At 56.2% G+C, this 17,917-nt stretch carries 10 protein-coding genes and 1 pseudogene; 5 read left to right on the forward strand and 6 right to left on the reverse strand.

Annotated features, from left to right (window positions below):
* Positions 1 to 3: 3 nt before the first annotated feature.
* Positions 4 to 1,458, reverse strand: coding sequence for a PTS cellobiose/arbutin/salicin transporter subunit IIBC (gene ascF, locus B3229_RS01420; protein WP_286867939.1), 1,455 nt, complete (start codon positions 1,456 to 1,458; stop codon positions 4 to 6).
* A gap of 269 nt (positions 1,459 to 1,727) precedes the next feature.
* On the opposite strand from ascF, the gene B3229_RS01425 reads away from it, so the two are divergent.
* Positions 1,728 to 2,744: a LacI family DNA-binding transcriptional regulator gene (locus B3229_RS01425; protein ID WP_286867941.1), complete on the forward strand. Its 1,017-nt coding sequence runs from the start codon at positions 1,728 to 1,730 to the stop codon at positions 2,742 to 2,744.
* Here B3229_RS01425 and B3229_RS01430 read toward each other — a convergent pair.
* Positions 2,741 to 3,757 (reverse strand): lipoate--protein ligase A, encoded by a 1,017-nt coding sequence (locus B3229_RS01430; RefSeq protein WP_286867943.1) that lies wholly within the window; start codon positions 3,755 to 3,757, stop codon positions 2,741 to 2,743. The genes B3229_RS01425 and B3229_RS01430 overlap by 4 nt on opposite strands.
* A 154-nt stretch (positions 3,758 to 3,911) precedes the next feature.
* Between B3229_RS01430 and eptA the strand changes: the two genes are divergently transcribed.
* Entirely contained in the window at positions 3,912 to 5,546 is a 1,635-nt protein-coding gene (gene eptA / locus B3229_RS01435) for a phosphoethanolamine transferase EptA (RefSeq protein WP_277268609.1), read from the forward strand.
* Positions 5,547 to 5,580: 34 nt separating this feature from the next.
* On the opposite strand, the gene ascB is transcribed toward eptA, so the two are convergent.
* The gene (ascB, locus tag B3229_RS01440; protein WP_286867946.1) at positions 5,581 to 6,978 is read right to left on the reverse strand and encodes a 6-phospho-beta-glucosidase; all 1,398 of its coding nucleotides are present in this window, start codon (positions 6,976 to 6,978) and stop codon (positions 5,581 to 5,583) included.
* Between the two features lie 30 nt (positions 6,979 to 7,008).
* Positions 7,009 to 8,388: pseudogene (locus B3229_RS01445) on the reverse strand (PTS transporter subunit EIIC); the annotation flags it as partial.
* A gap of 539 nt (positions 8,389 to 8,927) precedes the next feature.
* Between B3229_RS01445 and B3229_RS01450 the strand changes: the two are divergent.
* From B3229_RS01450 to licT, 3 genes are read left to right on the forward strand one after another with little or no spacing between them, the layout of a single operon-like run.
* Positions 8,928 to 9,716 carry a histidine phosphatase family protein gene (locus B3229_RS01450; protein WP_286867948.1) on the forward strand — a complete coding sequence of 263 codons (789 nt, stop codon included), beginning with the start codon at positions 8,928 to 8,930 and terminating at the stop codon, positions 9,714 to 9,716.
* A 50-nt stretch (positions 9,717 to 9,766) separates the two neighbouring features.
* Positions 9,767 to 11,098: an OprD family outer membrane porin gene (locus B3229_RS01455; protein WP_286867950.1), complete on the forward strand. Its 1,332-nt coding sequence runs from the start codon at positions 9,767 to 9,769 to the stop codon at positions 11,096 to 11,098.
* Between the two features lie 54 nt (positions 11,099 to 11,152).
* Positions 11,153 to 12,022, forward strand: a complete 870-nt coding sequence (licT, locus tag B3229_RS01460; protein ID WP_286867952.1) for a BglG family transcription antiterminator LicT — start codon at positions 11,153 to 11,155, stop codon at positions 12,020 to 12,022.
* A gap of 255 nt (positions 12,023 to 12,277) precedes the next feature.
* Here licT and B3229_RS01465 read toward each other — a convergent pair whose 3' ends face one another.
* Both B3229_RS01465 and B3229_RS01470 read right to left on the reverse strand, forming a co-directional pair.
* A complete protein-coding gene (locus B3229_RS01465) occupies positions 12,278 to 13,378 on the reverse strand; it encodes an NADH:flavin oxidoreductase/NADH oxidase (protein WP_286867954.1) in 1,101 nt (366 codons plus the stop codon).
* A gap of 418 nt (positions 13,379 to 13,796) precedes the next feature.
* Positions 13,797 to 17,552, reverse strand: a complete 3,756-nt coding sequence (locus tag B3229_RS01470) for an NAD(P)-binding protein (RefSeq protein ID WP_286867956.1) — start codon at positions 17,550 to 17,552, stop codon at positions 13,797 to 13,799.
* Positions 17,553 to 17,917: the final 365 nt, after the last annotated feature.

Here is a 17,917-nt window from a genome sequence, read left to right on the forward strand (position 1 = left end):
ACCTCAATGATGGACTGCTGCCTTAACGGGCTTAATCGCGTCGGTTGGCGTAGGCGAGGCGCTGGCCTCGGGCACGCTTTCCGGAATATCTTCAAAACCTAAAATCAACGTCAAAATAAAAGAGAGCACTACGGAGAGCACCATCACCGCCACCACCCAGACGATGCTCATCGGGTTGGCGGGATCGAAAAACTGCACGCTGGTAAAGAGTCCCGGCGACGCCATCGAGTGGCTGGCGAGCCCGCCGACCCCGGCAACCGCGCCGCAGACAAAGCCGCTGATCAGACAGGCGACCAGCGGACGCTTCAGACGCACCGCCACGCCATAGAGCGCCGGTTCGGAGATGCCCGCGACAATCGCGGAAGCGGCAGCGGCGAGGGCGGTCTGGCGCAGCTCGCGGTTTTTGGTCTTAAAGGCGACCGCCAGCGAGGAGCCGCCCAGCGACAGATTGGCGCCGATCTCCGACGGCATTACCATGCCCTCTTTGCCGCTCTCTGCGATGGTCTGAATAATGGTCGGGGTAAAGACGCGATGCATGCCGGTCATCACCAGCAGCGGCCAGATTGCGCCCATAATCGCCACCGAGAGCCAGCCGAGATAGCCGTGAACGGTATAAACCAGCGCGGAAATGCCGCTGCCGATCCAGATGCCGAGCGGGCCAATCAGCAGAATGGCGATCGGCGCGGCGACCAGCACGATCAGCATCGGCTTCAGGAAGTTCTTCGTCACCGCCGGCGTGATGCGGTCGATGATGCGTTCGATATGCGACAGGATCCAGGTCATTACCAGCGCCGGGATCACCGTGTAGGTGTACTTCACCGGCGTCACCGGAATTGAGGCGAAGTCCACCGCCTGGCCCTGCGCCGCTTTCGCCATCAGATCGATAAAGCCGGGATGCAGCAGCACGCCTGCAATGGCGATCGCCAGCGACATATTGGTTTTAAACTTCAGCGAGGCGGACGCGGCCACCATCACCGGCAGGAAGAAAAAGGCGCCGTCGCCAATCACCGTCAAAATCGTCAGCGTCGAGGAGCCTTTCGGCAGTACGCCGCTCATTTCGAGCACCATCGCCAGCAGCTTCACCATCGAGCCGCCGATAATGGCCGGTATCAGCGGCGACATGGTGCCCACCAGCGCATCGAGAATGCCGGCGCCGATGCTTCTCAGGGTGATTTTACGTTTCACCGGCGCGCCGCCTGAGGCGGCTGGGGTACCGAGTTCAAGGATCGCCTGATAGGCCTTGCCAACGTTGTTGCCGATAATGACCTGGCACTGGGTGTCGTTATTGACCACCCCCATCACGCCAGGCAGCGCTTTGAGCACGGCGCTGTCGATCAGGGCGCGATCTTTCACCACGAACCGCAAGCGGGTCATGCAATGGGTGACCGCCTCAATATTTTGCATGCCGCCCAGCGACTGAACGATGGCGCGAGAGACTTCTGCGTAGGGATTAGGCATAGTTTTGCGTCTCTGTTGTTATGAGTAGAGTGTGTTTACCGGCGGCCTGCTGTTGTAGGGACAGATTGCGCGCTGATTCGCTAAGGCAGGGTGATGCGCTATAGGAAACCGGTTTCACAAAATCATGAACAGTTGCAAAATTGATAACAAGATGGCAAAAGCGGATATTTTTCAAACTGTGACTAGCATCACTTACTGGGTCGATGCTTGTCGAGCGGCGTCTGAGGTTAAGTAGACTGCTCAGCTGACTGAGGGAGAAGGGAAAAATTATGGCCACCATACTTGAGGTCGCGAAACGGGCGGGGGTGTCTAAAGCCACGGTTTCCAGAGTGCTGTCGGGCAATGGCTATGTCAGTCAGGAGACGCGGGAAAAGGTGATGCAGGCGGTGGCAGAAACAGAGTTTCGCCCTAACTTGCTGGCGCGCAACCTGTCGGTGAAATCGACTCAAACCATCGGGCTGGTGGTAACCAACACCCTCTACAGCGGCAACTACTTTTCCGAGCTGATGTCGCACTCCGCGCGCATGCTGGAACAGCAGGGCCGCCAGCTTATTCTGGCGGACGGCAAACACAGCGCGGCGCAGGAGCGGGCGGCGATCGACTTTCTGCTCGATCTGCGCTGCGACGGCATCATCATCTATCCGCGCTTTCTTACCATCGACGAAATGGACGAGATCATCGCGCAGCACAAACAGCCGGTGCTGGTGGTGAACCGACGTCTGCGCCAGCACCACAGCTTCTGCATCTACGCCGATCAGAAGCGGATCAGCGCGATGGCGGTACAATCGCTTATCGATCTCGGCCATCGGGATATCGCCTTTATCACCGGCTCGCTCGATTCCCCGACCGGCCTTGAGCGCCTGGCCGGCTATAAAGCGGCGCTGGAAGAGAGCGGCATCCCGCTGCGTGAGGCGCTTATCGCGCAGGGAAACTGGCATGCGGAGAGCGGCGCGCAGGCTACGTCTGCGTTGCTCGCCAGCAACTGCGCTTTTAGCGCGCTGGTAGCCAGCAACGATGAGATGGCGATCGGCGCCATTCGCGCGCTGACCACAGCGCAGATCGCGGTGCCGACGCAGGTGTCGGTGCTGGGCTTTGACGATATTCCGCTGGCGCCTTTTACCGTGCCCGCGCTTTCCAGCGTCAAAATCCCCGTTACTGAAATGATCCAGGAGGCGATTGCGCGCCTGCTGGCGATGCTCGACGGCGGCTCGTGGCAAGACGCCCATGCGTTCTCCGCCAGTCTGTCGCTGCGCGAATCGGTGGCGCCCGGCCCCTTTGCGCGCTAGCTGACGCTGGCGGTGAGCCAGCTTTTCAGCTGCGCCAGCTCCTCATACTGCGTGGGATATGCCGTTTGCAGGCGAGCCACCGCGGCGGCCAGCGCATCGGGACGATAGGCGACGCCCTGTAGCTGCGTCGCCAGCGCCTCCAGCGGCGCAGGATTCAGGCTATCGCTAAAAATCTGACAGCGGCTAATCACGCCGCGCTCGACGTCGAAATGGATCTCCACGCCGCCCCAGGCAAAGCGCGTATCAAGCAGGTGAGAGAAGTCGGGCGAGTGGCCGAAGTTCCACTCCCAGCTGCTCTGCCGCGCAAACTGTTCGGCGAAGCCAGGCAGGTCGGGCAGCGCCTGCGGCGAAATGCGCTCCGGCTGGCAGCGCGCCTGATAGTAGTCAAAAAAGGCTTCAGTGACGGCGTCACAAATTGCGGCGTAATTTATCGCTGGCGCGATTTCCGTTAAGTTCGCCACGCGCGAACGCACCGAGGTGATGCCTTTGGTTTGCAGCTTTTTGATGTCCGGGTTGAGATAATCCGCCAGCCGCGACAGATCGGCATTGATTAAAAAAGTGCCATGATGGAAGCCGCGATCGGGGGTTTCATGATAGGCAGAGCCGGAAATTTTGCGCATCTCTTCACCGCGTCTGACCACGATATCGTTACGTCCCGACGCCTCGGCCTCGATCCCTAGCCTGCTCAGCGCCTGCAAAATAATGCCGGTTGAGACGCTCTTGTCATATTCCGGCTTGCCCGCCATAAAGGTAAAGCAGCAGTTGCCCAGGTCGTGAAACACCGCGCCGCCGCCGCTGCTGCGTCGCGCCAGCTTAATGCCGTCCTGCGCCATGCGCCGCGTGTTGCACTCTTTCCAGGGATTTTGCGCCCGGCCAATGACCACGGTTTCGGCGTTGCGCCAGAGAAATAACACTTTCTGCGTGGCGGGCATCTGGCGGTAAATGCACTCCTCTACGGCGAGGTTAAACCAGGGATCGTTGGATTCCGAAAGCAGTAGGCGCAGCGTGGTCATCTCTTTTCCTGTGGGCGTAAGCAAGGCGGGTAACAAGTTTAACGCGCTTTGCCGCCGACAGCATGATGACGCGTGCTCTGTTTAAAGCGGCTTAAGGTTTCCCTAAAGTTAATACGGCATGCTGCCCGCTCCTGTTAACAGATGGACTGTAAGCATGTTTTTCCCGCTCAATAAAAGACCGACGCTAAATCGGCTCTCTTTTCTGCTGCTCTTTTCGGTTTATATCGCGGTGTTTCTTAACCTGGCCTTTTATCACCAGGTGATTGCCGCCATGCCGCTGGATAGCGTGCGCAACTGGCTGGTGTTTCTTTCGATGCCGCTGGTGGCGATGTCGGTGATTAATATCGTCGTGACCCTTGCCTCTTTTATCTGGCTCGATCGCGCGGTGATCGCGCTGTTTATTCTGGTCTCCGCCGCCGCGCAGTATTTCATCTGGAATTATGGGGTGATTATTGATCGGTCGATGCTGGTGAATATCCTCGATACCACGCCGTCAGAGAGTCTGGCGCTGATGACGCCGCAGCTGGTGGCGACGCTGCTGCTTTCCGGCGTGGTGATGGCGGCTTTGGCGTTCTGGGTGCGCGTTCGCACTACCAGGCCCTTCTGGAAAAGCGCGGTTTATCGCATTATCAGCGTGGCGGCGTCGGTGATCTGCATTCTGCTGGTGGCGTCGCTGTTCTACAAAGATTACGCCTCGCTGTTTCGCAATCAGAAAGAGCTGGTGAAGTCGCTCAGCCCATCCAATTCCATTGCCGCCACTATCTCCTGGTATAAACACAACCGGGATCTGAATCTGCCGCTGGTGAAAATCGGCGAAGACGCGCATCTGCAACCGGCGATGCAAACGGGCAAAAAGAATCTGACCATTTTAATCGTCGGCGAAACCTCGCGCGCCGCGGATTTCTCTCTTTCCGGCTACGATCGCGAAACCAATCCGCTGCTGAAAAAAGATGACGTCACTTATTTCCCGCATACCGCCTCCTGCGGCACGGCGACGGCGGTGTCGGTTCCCTGCATGTTTTCCGGCATGCCGCGCGTCCACTATGACGACGCGCTCGCCGGGCATCAGGAAGGGCTGCTGGATGTGATTCAGCGCGCCGGCGTTAAGGTGTTGTGGAACGATAACGACGGCGGTTGCAAAGGCGCCTGCGATCGCGTGCCGCATCAGGATGTGTCCAGCCTGAACCTGGCAGGCATGTGCATAAAAGGTGAATGCTACGACGAGGTGCTGTTTCACGGGCTGGAGGCGTATATTCAGCAGCTGCAGGGTAACGGCGTAATCGTGCTGCATACCATCGGCAGCCACGGCCCGACGTATTACAATCGCTATCCTCCGCAGTTCCGCCGCTTTACGCCGACCTGCGACACCAATCAGATTCAGGACTGTTCGCAAGAGCAGCTGGTCAATACCTATGACAATACCTTGCTGTATGTCGATTTTATCGTCGATAAGGCGATTAAGCTGCTGCAGGCGCATCAGGACAGATTTACCACCAGCCTGGTCTATCTCTCCGATCATGGCGAATCGTTGGGCGAGAACGGCACCTATTTACACGGGATGCCTTATGCCATCGCGCCGGAGGTGCAGAAACATGTGCCGATGCTGATCTGGCTGTCGCCGGACTATCAGCAACGTTATGGGGTGAACAAAAGCTGTCTTGATAAGCTGGCTGCGCAGGATAACTTTTCGCAGGACAACCTCTTCTCCACCATGCTGGGGCTGACCGGCACGGCGACTAACGTCTATAAAGCGGATGACGATATTCTGACTTCCTGTCGGAAAGGCTAATCGTGAAAGCCCTGCCAGCGCAGGGCTTTTTTTGCTAGCGGCTCAGCGTCGCGCCACGGCTGTTGATCACGTCGCGATACCAGTAAAAGCTCTTTTTCCGGCTGCGTTTCAGCGTGCCGGAGCCGTCCTGATGACGGTCTACATAGATAAAACCATAGCGTTTCTCCATCTCCGCTTTTGAGGCGCTGACCAGATCGACAGGTCCCCAGTAGGTGTAGCCCATGATCTCTACGCCATCATTAAGCGCTTCCCAGACCTGCACCAGATGATCGTTAACGTAACGAATGCGGTAGTCGTCGTTGATCTGGCCGTCTGCATCAGGCTTTTCCCGGGCGCCAAGGCCGTTTTCAACGATAAACAGCGGCTTCTGATAGCGATCCCACAAGATATTCAGCAGCGTGCGCAGCCCGACGGGATCAATCTGCCAGCCCCATTCCGAGCTGTCGAGATAGGGATTAGGCACCATATCGAGAATATTGCCGCGTAGCTTTTCCGCCTGACTGGCGTCGGCAGTGGCGCAGCCGGACATGTAATAGCTGAACGAGACGAAATCGACCGTATGGCTCAGCGCCTCGACGTCCGTCGGTTCGGTGCGCAGCGTAATATTCTGCTCGCGAAAATAGCGGTTGATATAGCCTGGATAGCGGCCGCGGCACTGTACGTCGCCGAAGAACAGCCAGCGTCGATTCTCCTGCAGCGCGGCGAACACATCATCAGGCTTGCAGGTCAGCGGATAGAGCAGTCCACCAAGCAGCATATTGCCGATGCGTGCATCGGGGATAAGCTCATGACAGGCTTTTACCGCCAGGCCGCTGGCAACCAGTTGATGATGGATAGCCTGATAAATCTCCGTCTGACTCGCGTCGCCCCGTATACCCACGCCGGTTAGCGGCGCGTGCAGCGACATATTGATCTCATTAAAGGTCAGCCACAGCTTGACCTTGTCGCGATAGCGCGTAAAAACGGTGCGCGCGTAGCGTTCGAAGAAGGTGATGAGCTGGCGATTAGCCCAGCCGCCATAGTTCTGCACCAGCCCCCAGGGCATCTCATAGTGCGACAGCGTCACCAGCGGCTGGATATGGTGACGCGCCAGTTCGTCAAACAGCTTATCGTACCAGGCCAGTCCCGCCTCGTTTGGTTGCTGTTCATCGCCCTGCGGAAACAGGCGCGCCCAGGCGATAGAGACGCGCAGACAGGTAAAGCCCATTTCCGCGAACAGCGAGATATCCTCGGGATAGCGATGATAAAAATCGATAGCGATATCTTTGATGTTAAAGTCGCCAGGCTGGCGCGCTACCACCGGTCCAAAAATGCCCTGAGGGAGCATGTCGGAAGTCGATAATCCTTTGCCGTCTTCTCGATACGCGCCTTCAGCCTGATTAGCTGCCAGCGCGCCTCCCCATAGAAACTCCTGCGGGAACTCACTCTTCATAGACGTCTCCTTTTATTGCAGCGCTTAACCGGCGTCGGCGCGCTGCGGCTGTGGTAAGCCTGCAATCACCGTTAGCAGGCAGGCAAGAATCAGGGAGAGGGCGGCGCCGACGATGGCGCCCCAGACGGAGCTATCGATGCCGCTTGCGGGAATGATCTGCGCCAGCGTGAAAATGCTCGCCAGCCCGAACGAGTAGGCCTGGCTATGGCTCAGCGCAACGATAGCGCCGCCAAGCGCGCCGCCGACGCAGCCGAAAATGAAGGGGCGACGGCTGGGGAGCGTCACGCCATAAACGGCGGGTTCGGTAATGCCGAATACCCCTGAGATTACGCTCGAGCCAGCCAGCGCCTTCAGTCGCGCGTCGCGGGTTTTCAGGAACACGCCAAGCGCGGCGCCGACCTGACCAAACACCGCGGGCAGCAAGATAACCAGCATCGGATCGTGCCCCAGCACCGCCATGTTGTTCATCATTAGCGGGATCAGTCCCCAGTGCACGCCAAAAATCACGCAGACCTGCCACACCGCGCCGAGCAGGCCGCCAGCCAGCCAGGGGGCGGCTTTGTAAACAAACTGGAAGCCGTCCGCCAGCAGCTGGCTAAGGGCGGTCGCCAGCGGGCCGATCGCGAGGAAGGTCAGAGGCACGGTCACCGCCAGGCATATCAATGGCGTAAAGAAGCTTTTCACCGCCGAGGGCATGATCTTGTCGCACTGGCGCTCCAGCCAGCAGCAGAACCAGGCGGAGCAGATGATGGGGATTACCGACGAGGCATAGTTAATAAACACAATCGGCACCCCGAAGAAGGTCGCAGTTTCTCCCGTCGCCGCCGCCTGAAAAGCAGCCAGCATGGTGGGATGAACCAGCGCGCCGCCGATAACCAGGGTAACAAAAGGGTTGCCACCGAACTTTTTACCGGCGGTATAGCCGAGCACCAGCGGCAAAAAGTAAAACAGCGCGTCGGCCGCAGCGAATAATATCCGCCAGGTTCCGCTGCTTTCCGTTAGCCATCCTGCCGCCTGGCAGAGGGCAAGCGCGCCTTTCAGAATACCGCAGGCGGCCATGACGCCGAGAAAGGGCGTGAATATGCCGGACACCACATCGATAAAAGCCGCCGCCAGCGTCTGCTTTTCTTTGTTTTGCGTTGGCACGACGCGCTTTACGTCGTTCAGGCCCGCTTCCTGACAGAGCGCTGCATACACTTCCTGCACATGGCTGCCGATCACCACCTGAAACTGGCCGCCGCTTTCGACCACCATAATGACCTCTGGATTGGCCTTCAGACTTTCAGCGTCCGCCAGCTGGTTGTCGTTGAGCTTAAAGCGCAGTCGGGTGGCGCAGTGAACCAGACTGTGAATATTCTCTTTGCCGCCGACATGCCTGAGTATGTCCTGAGCGAGTGCCTGATATTTCATATTAATACCCGCATTGATTCAAGATTAATAAAGCGCAAAAAAAACCTGAGAAGACTTATTACAGCCATGCTGCGATAAGCCTCTCAGGTTTTGCCTGTTGGAAGTAACAACCCCGAAACAGTGAAAAACTAACAGCCCAGAAAATAAGAGTCCAGATCAAACGGCAGCATTAACTGTGACGCCGTTCAATAAACGGCAATTCAATGACACCCAATACCTGGCAATTACCACAATCGAAAACGCGCTGCGAAAAAACGGTAACAGAAAAAGGCACGCACCGAAGCGCCTCATGTCGCGAAATTTACCTTTCGTTTACATGAAGGGTAATATAAAAATATAAAACCCATTCCTGAGTGCAGGATCACAAATACTAATCAGAGCACTAAAAAGCCGTTTGATTTAATTGCTCCAGTGTTATTCTTTTCTCTCGGCCGTTACTTTTTTAAACAGGCGAAACCTCTATCATAAATAACAGGAACAAGTAATTTCGCCTTACGACTGCGACGATTTTTTGCATACCGCAAAGGAAAGGAGAGAATATGAAAAAGTGGTTAACCATTTTGTTAATAATAACGCTCCCAGGAATATGTTTTGCTAAAACAAGAGTCGAAACAGTGACAGATGAAGGCGTTAATATCTACCTGGTTCGTCATGGCAAAACGCTTTTTAACACCTTCGACCGTGTACAAGGCTGGGCAGATTCGCCGCTGACGGAGGAAGGCCTTCGCATTGCCCGTTTTGTGGGACAGGGAATGAAAGGTATTCGGTTCGACCGCTTTTACGTCAGCGATGCAGGGCGGCACAGGGAAACGATAGCCGCTATCCTGCAGCAGGCGGGCGTTTCTGATTATCAACTGAGAGAATTGACAGGCCTGCGAGAAGCGTTTTTTGGCGGATTTGAAGGGGATTTCAATGAGAATATGGCCGCCGCTGCCGCACGCGAACTGGGGCTTAAAGATAGCGCAGCGCTTTATGCAGGAATGAAGAGTGGTGCCTTGCCGATTAGCGAAACGGTTAATGCCATTGCGAAAGCGGATAGCAAAGGACTTGCAGAGAACTATATTCAGATTAAAGAACGCACGCAGTCTGCGTTAAACGCAATCGCTGAGTCTGCTCAGAAAGCGGGGGATAAAAACGTGCTGGTCGTTTCCTCAGGCACCGCCATGCAAATTATGATATCCGATCTGACGGACAATCCCGATAAAAATAAACCCATCGCCAATGGCGCGGTGATAAAGATTATTAGTCGAGACGGAAAATTTCAGGTATCTGAAATCGGCACAATGCGATATATCGAAGCAGGGAAAAAGATGCTCAGCACTTCGTAGTACGCGCCTGCTTATTCCACGTGAGTGCAGCAAACATCAGGGAAGCAAAAATGGAGATTCAATCTGTCACGGCTATTTTGATTGCGCTCTCTGTATCCAGCGCGCTTCATGCCGAAGAAAAGGAAAATATCGTCCCCGCAGGTGGTGCGACTGGCGCTGAGTTCACTGCGCCTTTCTTTACGCAGTCGCAAATAACCTTATCGCTAAAAAATTACTGGAAGTATCTTAAAGAAGAAAATGAAAACCCCGAACGGGTGCATAATGCCTGGGGTCAGGGCATTGCCGTGAATTATCAGTCGGGCTTTTTGGGAGATGTTATCGGCGTAGACGCTGACTATTATGGCGCCGTTAAGTTAGGCGCTAGCGACTATTTTAACTCTCGTGGCGTGCTCTACAGCCAGGGTAACGGCAATCATAAAAAAAATGCTCACGGTTATGCTAAATGGGGACAGCGTAATCTGAAGGTAAAATACCAGCTGCACCAGATGCAGCTCAATGCACGCTGGGGATGGCAGGCGGTAAAAAACGTTGGCGTCATCACTTCCTCGACGCGGCTGTCGCCCACAACCTATTTTGGCTGGACCGGCTCGGCAGCTTATGACGGACTGACGCTGCGCGGAGCCTACTTCGAAAATGCGATGGCGAGAAATTCACCGGATAAAAAGCGCTTTCAGACCAATACCGGCAAAGAGATTAATCACCTCTCCAGCGGCGCTTTAGCCTGGGAAGGCGATAAGCTCCGCATGCAGTATGGATACGGCGAAAGCGCCCACTATTTAGCCCGACATCTCTTGCTCACCGAGTACGCTCCGATTAAACCCCTTACCATCGGCACACAGATTTATATCACTCAGGCACGCAATAATTATCGGTCAATGCCGGACAATAAGCGTGATTTCGACAGCTATGCCGCCCACTATGCGCTTGATATCAGCTGGAAAAACGATCGCTGGCGAAGTAAATGGGGATTCGGCTATACCGACGCCCGCAAAGAAAATAAGGTGGGATTTTATCCGCGTCATATCAGTAAATATTCGCGTGGAACCTTTACCTCAATGGCTTACGCGGGTGATGATTATATGCGCGACAGAGAAAAAGTGTTGTCGAACCTCACAGCCTATAATGTGGCGCCCAATATGGCCATTGGAGTAACAGGTAATATTGCACAGTTTAGCTATCGACAAAATCATGTCCGCAGCGGGGAAATTAATCTCTTTACGCAATGGAAACCGCTTAACGGTGTAAGTATAGCGGCGATGGCTGGCCCAGGCTGGTCTTATAAAAGCAATGGCAAAACGCCGCATCTGATAAATGGGCGTTACAGACGAACCCACACACTCGCATCAGAAATAATCATTGAATATAAATTCAACCTGTTATAGCTCTCGCATTCCGCTGCGATCGGCAAATGTAAAATCATTGTCGCCGGGGAAATAATGAAAATAGCGAAAATACTCAACAACAACGCCGTAATAGCGGTAAATGCGCAGCAGCGAGAAGTCGTGGTAATGGGCTGCGGCCTGGCGTATAAAAAGCGGCCGGGTGAGACGCTGGATAAGGCGCGCATCGAGAAAGTCTTCTGTTTGCAAAGCGATGAGCTTAACAGTCGGCTGGGTGAACTCCTGCGACAAATCCCGCTTGAGGTGATGATTACCTGCGATCGCATAATCGCACGGGCGACGGAACAGCTGGGCGAACTGCATGAAAGCATTTATCTGACGCTGACCGATCATTGCCATTACGCTATTGAACGCCAGAAGCAGGGACTCAGCCTGAAAAATGCGCTGCTGTGGGAGATCCGTCGCCTCTATCCTCACGAATATGCAATGGGCGAGGAGGCGTGTGCGATTATCGCCCGTCGTCTGAATATTCAACTGCCGGAAGATGAGGCGGGTTTTTTTGCCCTTCATTTGGTCACGGCGCAGCTTAACAGCGCCATGCCGGAAGTGATGCAAATGACGCAAGTGATGCAGGAGATACTGGATCTGGTAGAACAACAGCTCCAGATAAACTATATTCCTGACTCGCTAAGCTATCAGCGATTTATTACCCATCTGAAGTTTTTCGCCCTGCGGATGCACGCGCGAAAAACTGAATCTGGTGAAGATGACACGCTCTGTAATACGATAAAAAGTAATTACGCTACCGCATGGCGGTGTGCGAAAAAAATAGAAGATTTCCTGCGAATAAATTATCACTACGACCTGGAAAGGGACGAACTGGTCTATCTAACGCTCCATATCGAGCGAATAAGAAAGTGTATGACGGCATCAACCAAAGGCGCGACAGAGAGCGGCGCCCTATAGGTGACAGCGTCACATTTTATTCAGGTTCTGAACCAGATAGCTAAATAGCTAATTACGCTTGAAGACGCGATCAGCAAAGCGAGATATTCTTCGCGTTTAAAAAGCAGGGCAGATTTCATTTTTACTCTCCTCAGTAACTGAGTAGAGTTTTACATTTTACAGCTTAGAGAAACCTTAAGACGGAAAAAGCGCTGCTGTCGCGCGTCACAGAAACGGGAAAGAAACCGGCCCTGAAGAGAGAGCCGGCAGAGAGAGTTAGCGGTTAGCTTTTAACGTACCTTTCAATCCGTGCGGTTCAGAACGCAGATACTGCGGTGGTGCAATCGCCTGCGCGCCCAGTTCAGCGGCAGCATGCCACGGCCAGCGCGGATCGTAGAGCACGCCGCGCGCCAGTGCCACCAGATCGGCGGTGCCTTCCTGCAGCACCGCTTCGGCATGTTTCGGCTCGGTAATCAGGCCGACGGCGATAACCGGAATATTCACCTCTTTGCGAATATCGCGCGCAAACGGCAGCTGGTAGCCCGGTCCCACCGTAATCGACTGCTGAGGCGCAAGGCCGCCGCTCGATACATGAACGTAATCGCCGCCTGCGGCCTCAAATTGTTTACTGAATTCAATGGACTGCGCATTATCCCAACCGCCCTCAACCCAGTCGGTTGCGGAAATACGCACGCCGATCGCGATATCATCAGAGACCGCCTCGCGCACCGCGTGGAAAATTTCCAGCGGGAAGCGCATGCGATTTTCCAGCGAACCGCCATATTCATCTTTGCGGTGGTTGCTGAGCGGCGACAGGAACTGATGCAGCAGATAGCCATGCGCAGCGTGCAGCTCAATAAGCTGGATGCCGAGTTTTTCCGCGCGTTTCGCGCTTTCGACAAACTTCTGTTTAATACGCGCGAGGTCGTCGCGACTCAGTTCCAGCGGCGGGCGATCCTCTTCATGGAAACCTTCCGCTGAAGGCGCCACCGTTTCCCAGCCGCCTTCTTCAAGCGTCAGCTGATGACCGCCTTCCCAGGGCGCGGCGCACGAAGCTTTGCGGCCCGCATGGCCCAGCTGAATGCCGACCGGAATCGGCGAATAGGCACGAATATCTTCCAGCACCGTGCGCAAAGCCGCTTCGGTATCGTCGTCCCACAGGCCAAGGTCGCCCGGGGTAATGCGGCCAATCGACTCAACCGCGGTGGCCTCAATAATCAGCAGGCCCGCCCCGGAAAGCGCCAGCTGCCCAAGATGGATGCGATGCCATGCGGTGGCCTTGCCTTCGCTGGCGGAATATTGACACATCGGCGCAATAACAATGCGGTTTTCCAGTGCCAGCTTGCCAATATGCGTTGCGCTAAAGAGTTGACTCATGAATACCTCATTTCCTTGTAATGACTGCCTCGAAACAGAAAGTGTAATCGACTACTGGCGGATCATCGGCTTAATGCAAAAAAATAGCATAAAGCCAGCAGGTGAGAGTTTACCGTTAGGGCTGCGCGGAGAGGCAATTGGCTTCACTTCCGCTAAATGGCGAGAGAATAAGCGCATTTCGTATAAAGTTTAAACATCGCTGAAATCGATCGCGCTACGCGAATTCTGGCGGTCAAGCAGGGGAAAGAGTGCTGCAAAATTTACGTAGCGCTGCCATTTTGCCGTTTATAAAATATCCATGTGCCTGCATCTGGCTTTATATAATGCCCATTATAGAAAGCCAGCGATCGGGAAGATCCTTTTTGCTAACGGGATCGATGGCGGACGCCAGACGCAACGCGCCCGGCGTCCGCTTTGGTTACGCCGTTGTCTTACGGTTAGTGAGCAGCGCTTTCACCGTTTCGGCCGCGCGCTTGCCCGCCAGGAAGGCGTGATCCGAATTGTAGTACTCCCATTCGCTGTAACGTCCGGAAAGATGAATGCCCTGCGCCGCCAGCCAGTTACGGATCAGCGCCACGTTGGCTTTGCGCTGATGATCGTAAACCACGTAGGCATAGGGCATATCTACCTCATTGGCGGTGACGATAACGTCATCCTCGCGAATAATGCCGACGCGAATGCAGTCATCAATGCAGCGCTGGATCAGCGCGTCACCTTCATACGGCAGCGGTTGATCGGCGCGATAGGTGATTTCGCAGGTCAGACCAAAACCGCCCGGCGGGTTGCATTCCGGGCTGGCGTTGCCCTGCAGGAAAATGCGGTGGAATAGCGTATCGCCAGGATAGTAGATCCAGTGCTTGTCGCTAAGGTTGGCGCGGCCGATGCCGAGATTAACGCAGCGCACCGACACGTGACGCAGCAGCGAGGCAGCTTGCTGCACCGCCTGCGGCGCGCGATTGCCCATCAGGCGCACCAGCTCAGGCAGCGGCAGGGTGCTGATCATCTGATCGTAGTGGTAATGACGACCATCCTTAAGAATTACGCTGCGGTTTTGCGGCTGGATGTCGGCGATCTCCGAATCCGTTTCCAGCGCGCAGGTAAGATGCGGCAGGAAGCCATTCATCAGCGCCTGAAAACCGCCACGCTTAGGGTAGCCGAAGCGGGCGTTAGGGCCGACAGGTTTATCCAGCGGCGCCAGCGCGCCAGAGATGATCTGCTGAAGATCGGGCAGCGGAACGCGCCCGCCGAGCCAGGAGGTTTCCATGTCGGCAAGCGAGGTTTTCCACAGTTTTCGGTTGTATGGAACGGCAAAGTGATGCGCGATGCCGCGACCCCAGGTGCGGAAGATAAAGTTTTCAAAATCTTCTTCTGCCGCATCTGCGCCAGCAGGCTCTGTCGCCTCGGCGCCCAGCACGCCGTCGGCGCAGCAGTCGCGACAGTCAGTGTTAGCCGCCGACCGCACCGCGCTAAGCGGCGCCGCCTCCTGTGCGCCCGTGACACCGTAACGCGCTTCGATCGCGCCCAGTACGCATTCGCCAATCACCTCTGCCGGCAGCCCATGCAGCGCCGACTGGAAAGGATAACGGGTAAAGACGTCATGGCTGTAAACCCAGGCTTCGCGGTTTTGCCAGTGCAGGTTATCGCCCAGCAGTTTGTCGTAAAGCTGAAGCACGTAGGGATCGTTGGAGAACATAATGTGGCCCGCATAATCGAAGGTAAATCCCTTATCTGCGATAGAGCGGCACCAGCCGCCAGGCGTCTCGTTTTTCTCCAGCACCACCGCGCCTTCGCCGTAGTGGTAGCCCGCGCTCAGGCCGGTCGGCCCGGCGCCAAGGATCAGACACTCCACCGGGCGCAGCGTTACCGCACGCACGCCGTCGGTGGTTTCTGGCGCTTGCGCCGCGACAACCCGCTGCACGACGTTATCGCGCAGCCTGACGATCTGCGCCTGCATCTGTTCAGCGGTGCGATCCCATGAGGTTTCGGCGATGATCGCCGCCATCTGCGCCGCCTGCTGACGCCGCGCCTCTTCGCTCAGCCCAAGTGCAGTTTCGCAGGCGAGAATAAAGCCCTGCGGCGTATCGGCGATGCTCACCACGTCACTATAGTGGCGCACCACATCCGGCACGGCAGTGCTGACGATCGGCAGCTGCGCCGCCATATACTCCAGCACTTTGGTCGGGCTGATAAAACGCGTTGAGGCGTTTAGCGCGAACGGCATCAGACAGACGTCCCATCCGGCCAGAAAATGAGGCAGCGCTTCATAGGGCTGCTGGCCGAACCAGTGCAGATTGGGCCGCTGCGGCAGGCTGAGCGGATCGATTTTCACTACCGGACCGACCATAGCGATGTGCCAGTCGGGATGCGCATCGGCGAGGGCGGCGACCAGCGCGATGTCCATACGCTCGTCAATTACGCCGTAGTAGCCCAGTATCGGGCCAGGCAGATTTTCCTGCAGCGGGTGGCCGTTGCTGCGATCGAGCGCCTGCTCGAAATGCGCGGCGTCGACGCTGCTGGCAAAACAGTGCACGTTCTGGTGGCGATGCTTTTTCGCTTCATACAGGCTGGTGCCGCCGGTAAAAACCACGTCGGCGCGGCTCAGCAGCGCAGACTCGCGCTGCTGCAGCTGGCGCGGCGCCATATTGAAGGCGGAAAGCTCATCCATGCAGTCATAAATAATGGCGCTGGGATTGAAGCAGACCAGCAGCGGCAGCGCCATCGGCGTATAGAACCACACCAGCGGCTGCTCATCGCTATCCAGCAGCGTGGCGAGCAGGGGCTGCAGCACGGCGATCTGGCTGTCATGGAAGCCCGGCGCCGCGACGTCGGTGTGCGGCTCGATAACGGTGACGTTAGGCGCGGGCGACTGCTGTCGCAATCCCGCCTCGCCGGGCTGGTAAACCGGCTCCTCAATGAACAGCACGCGATGGTGCTGGGCAAGACGCGACAGTAAATGCTGTGGCCGTTGAAAGACGAAACCCCAGCGAAGATGACTAAATACCACCAAAACAGACTGTTTCATAGAGGACTCCTGTGGCTCGCCGGCCGGAGACAAAAGCGCGTGAAACCGGTGCAGCGAACGTTGTGATTGCCGCAACGCTGCGGCGGTAGGCTGGTGTAGCTGACGCGTAAAATCAGGGGCGACATCCCACAGGCCGCTGCGCGGCCAGTGATGAGGATCTTCCCAGAGAGGGCTTTCTATAATGGGGTAAATGCAGACGCCCAGGATCTCGCAGCCGTCCAGCTGCGCCTGCGCAATCTGCGCGGTGATATAGCTCATCCACGCGGGACGTCCGCTGCCGACATGGCTGGTTTCCGCCAGCAGTATCGGACGCTGATAGCGCTGCGCTAAATTCAGCAGCAGCTTATGCAGCGGCTTTCGTCGTCCGTCGCCTAGATGCCACGCCAGCCGCTGATTGGAGTTAGCCTCCCATTGATTGGCGTGATAGTAGTTGGCGCCGATGATATCGAGATAGCGCGGCGCGCCACCCAGTTCCGGCGCGCGCGCGCCGGCCAGCATATCCCAGGCCTGAAACTGCGCGGCGTTCAGCTCCGCGGTGAGCTGATAACAGGCTTCGCTCTCTTCATCGGGAACCAGATGAATAAGGGGATCGCAATGAAGAAAGCGCGCCCGGGGATCGGCCAGCCAGATGGCGTCGCAGCCCGCCAGGGTCGCGCGCACCAGCTGGCGCTTGATATCGTCGGGAGCCGCCTCGCGGTGGTTGCCGAACAGTCCGACCGACAGGCCCCAGCTAAGAAAGGAGATCTCATTCATCGGCGAATAGATCGGCGCGCGATGATACCAGGGGGCGAGGAAAGCGGCGACGCGCTGGCAAAAAGCGGCAAAACGTGGGACAAAATTGTCTGAAAAAAGATCGACGTCGTCGGGCCAGCCGTAGTGGCAGAAGGTCCAGTTAATCTGAATACCCAGCTCCTGCGCCGCCTGCATTTTGCCCTGCAGCGTGGCGAACGTCCGTTCCGGATCCTCTTCCGCCTGGCGCCAGCCGATGCTCTCGCGCACGGTGCGGATGCCAAAATGCTGTAGAGCGAGATAGTCGTTGCGAAAGCGCGTTTGATGACCCGTCAACGCATCCATCACCAGGCGCTGGCCTGCCGTATTGATATGGTCGGCGCCTTCGTACCCGGCCTGCCAGAAGCTAGAAAAAGGCAACATCGTCTCCTCCTGTAAAATCAGGATGAAAAAGGGGGCCTATGCTATTGCGCGCGCGGAATGCTCCCCGGCATAGCAATCAGGTTGGAAAAGCGATAGAGAACAACGTTGCTGTCGTGAATTCCGTGTCCGGAAAAGAAGACGGTGCGCGACCGGCCAGGCCTGGCCGCAGTAAAAGCGTTATCCCGCACGCAGAGAAAAGGGGGGCAGAGATTATTAGTTTCAGTGAGCAATCACTGTTAATCAGAGTATAACCCTGCCTGGTTTTCTCACAAGTATCTGAAGCAAAACAAAAAAGCCAAGCGGCAAAGCGGCGGATCAGTGGAGGGAATAAAAGCTGTATAACTTTATGAGAACAGCGGTCCTGC

The organism is Pantoea sp. UBA5035, assembly GCF_002415245.1.
Lineage (GTDB): Bacteria > Pseudomonadota > Gammaproteobacteria > Enterobacterales > Enterobacteriaceae > Pantoea > Pantoea septica.

What these genes read in the sequence shown, in the direction of transcription:
- licT (WP_286867952.1), top strand. Translation starts at nt 11,153, where the DNA reads ATGAAAATAGCGAAAATACTCAACAACAACGCCGTAATAGCGGTAAAT.
- B3229_RS01425 (WP_286867941.1), top strand. Translation starts at nt 1,728, where the DNA reads ATGGCCACCATACTTGAGGTCGCGAAACGGGCGGGGGTGTCTAAAGCC.
- B3229_RS01430 (WP_286867943.1), bottom strand. Translation starts at nt 3,757, where the DNA reads ATGACCACGCTGCGCCTACTGCTTTCGGAATCCAACGATCCCTGGTTT.
- eptA (WP_277268609.1), top strand. Translation starts at nt 3,912, where the DNA reads ATGTTTTTCCCGCTCAATAAAAGACCGACGCTAAATCGGCTCTCTTTT.
- B3229_RS01455 (WP_286867950.1), top strand. Translation starts at nt 9,767, where the DNA reads ATGGAGATTCAATCTGTCACGGCTATTTTGATTGCGCTCTCTGTATCC.
- B3229_RS01465 (WP_286867954.1), bottom strand. Translation starts at nt 13,378, where the DNA reads ATGAGTCAACTCTTTAGCGCAACGCATATTGGCAAGCTGGCACTGGAA.
- ascB (WP_286867946.1), bottom strand. Translation starts at nt 6,978, where the DNA reads ATGAAGAGTGAGTTCCCGCAGGAGTTTCTATGGGGAGGCGCGCTGGCA.
- ascF (WP_286867939.1), bottom strand. Translation starts at nt 1,458, where the DNA reads ATGCCTAATCCCTACGCAGAAGTCTCTCGCGCCATCGTTCAGTCGCTG.
- B3229_RS01450 (WP_286867948.1), top strand. Translation starts at nt 8,928, where the DNA reads ATGAAAAAGTGGTTAACCATTTTGTTAATAATAACGCTCCCAGGAATA.
- B3229_RS01470 (WP_286867956.1), bottom strand. Translation starts at nt 17,552, where the DNA reads ATGTTGCCTTTTTCTAGCTTCTGGCAGGCCGGGTACGAAGGCGCCGAC.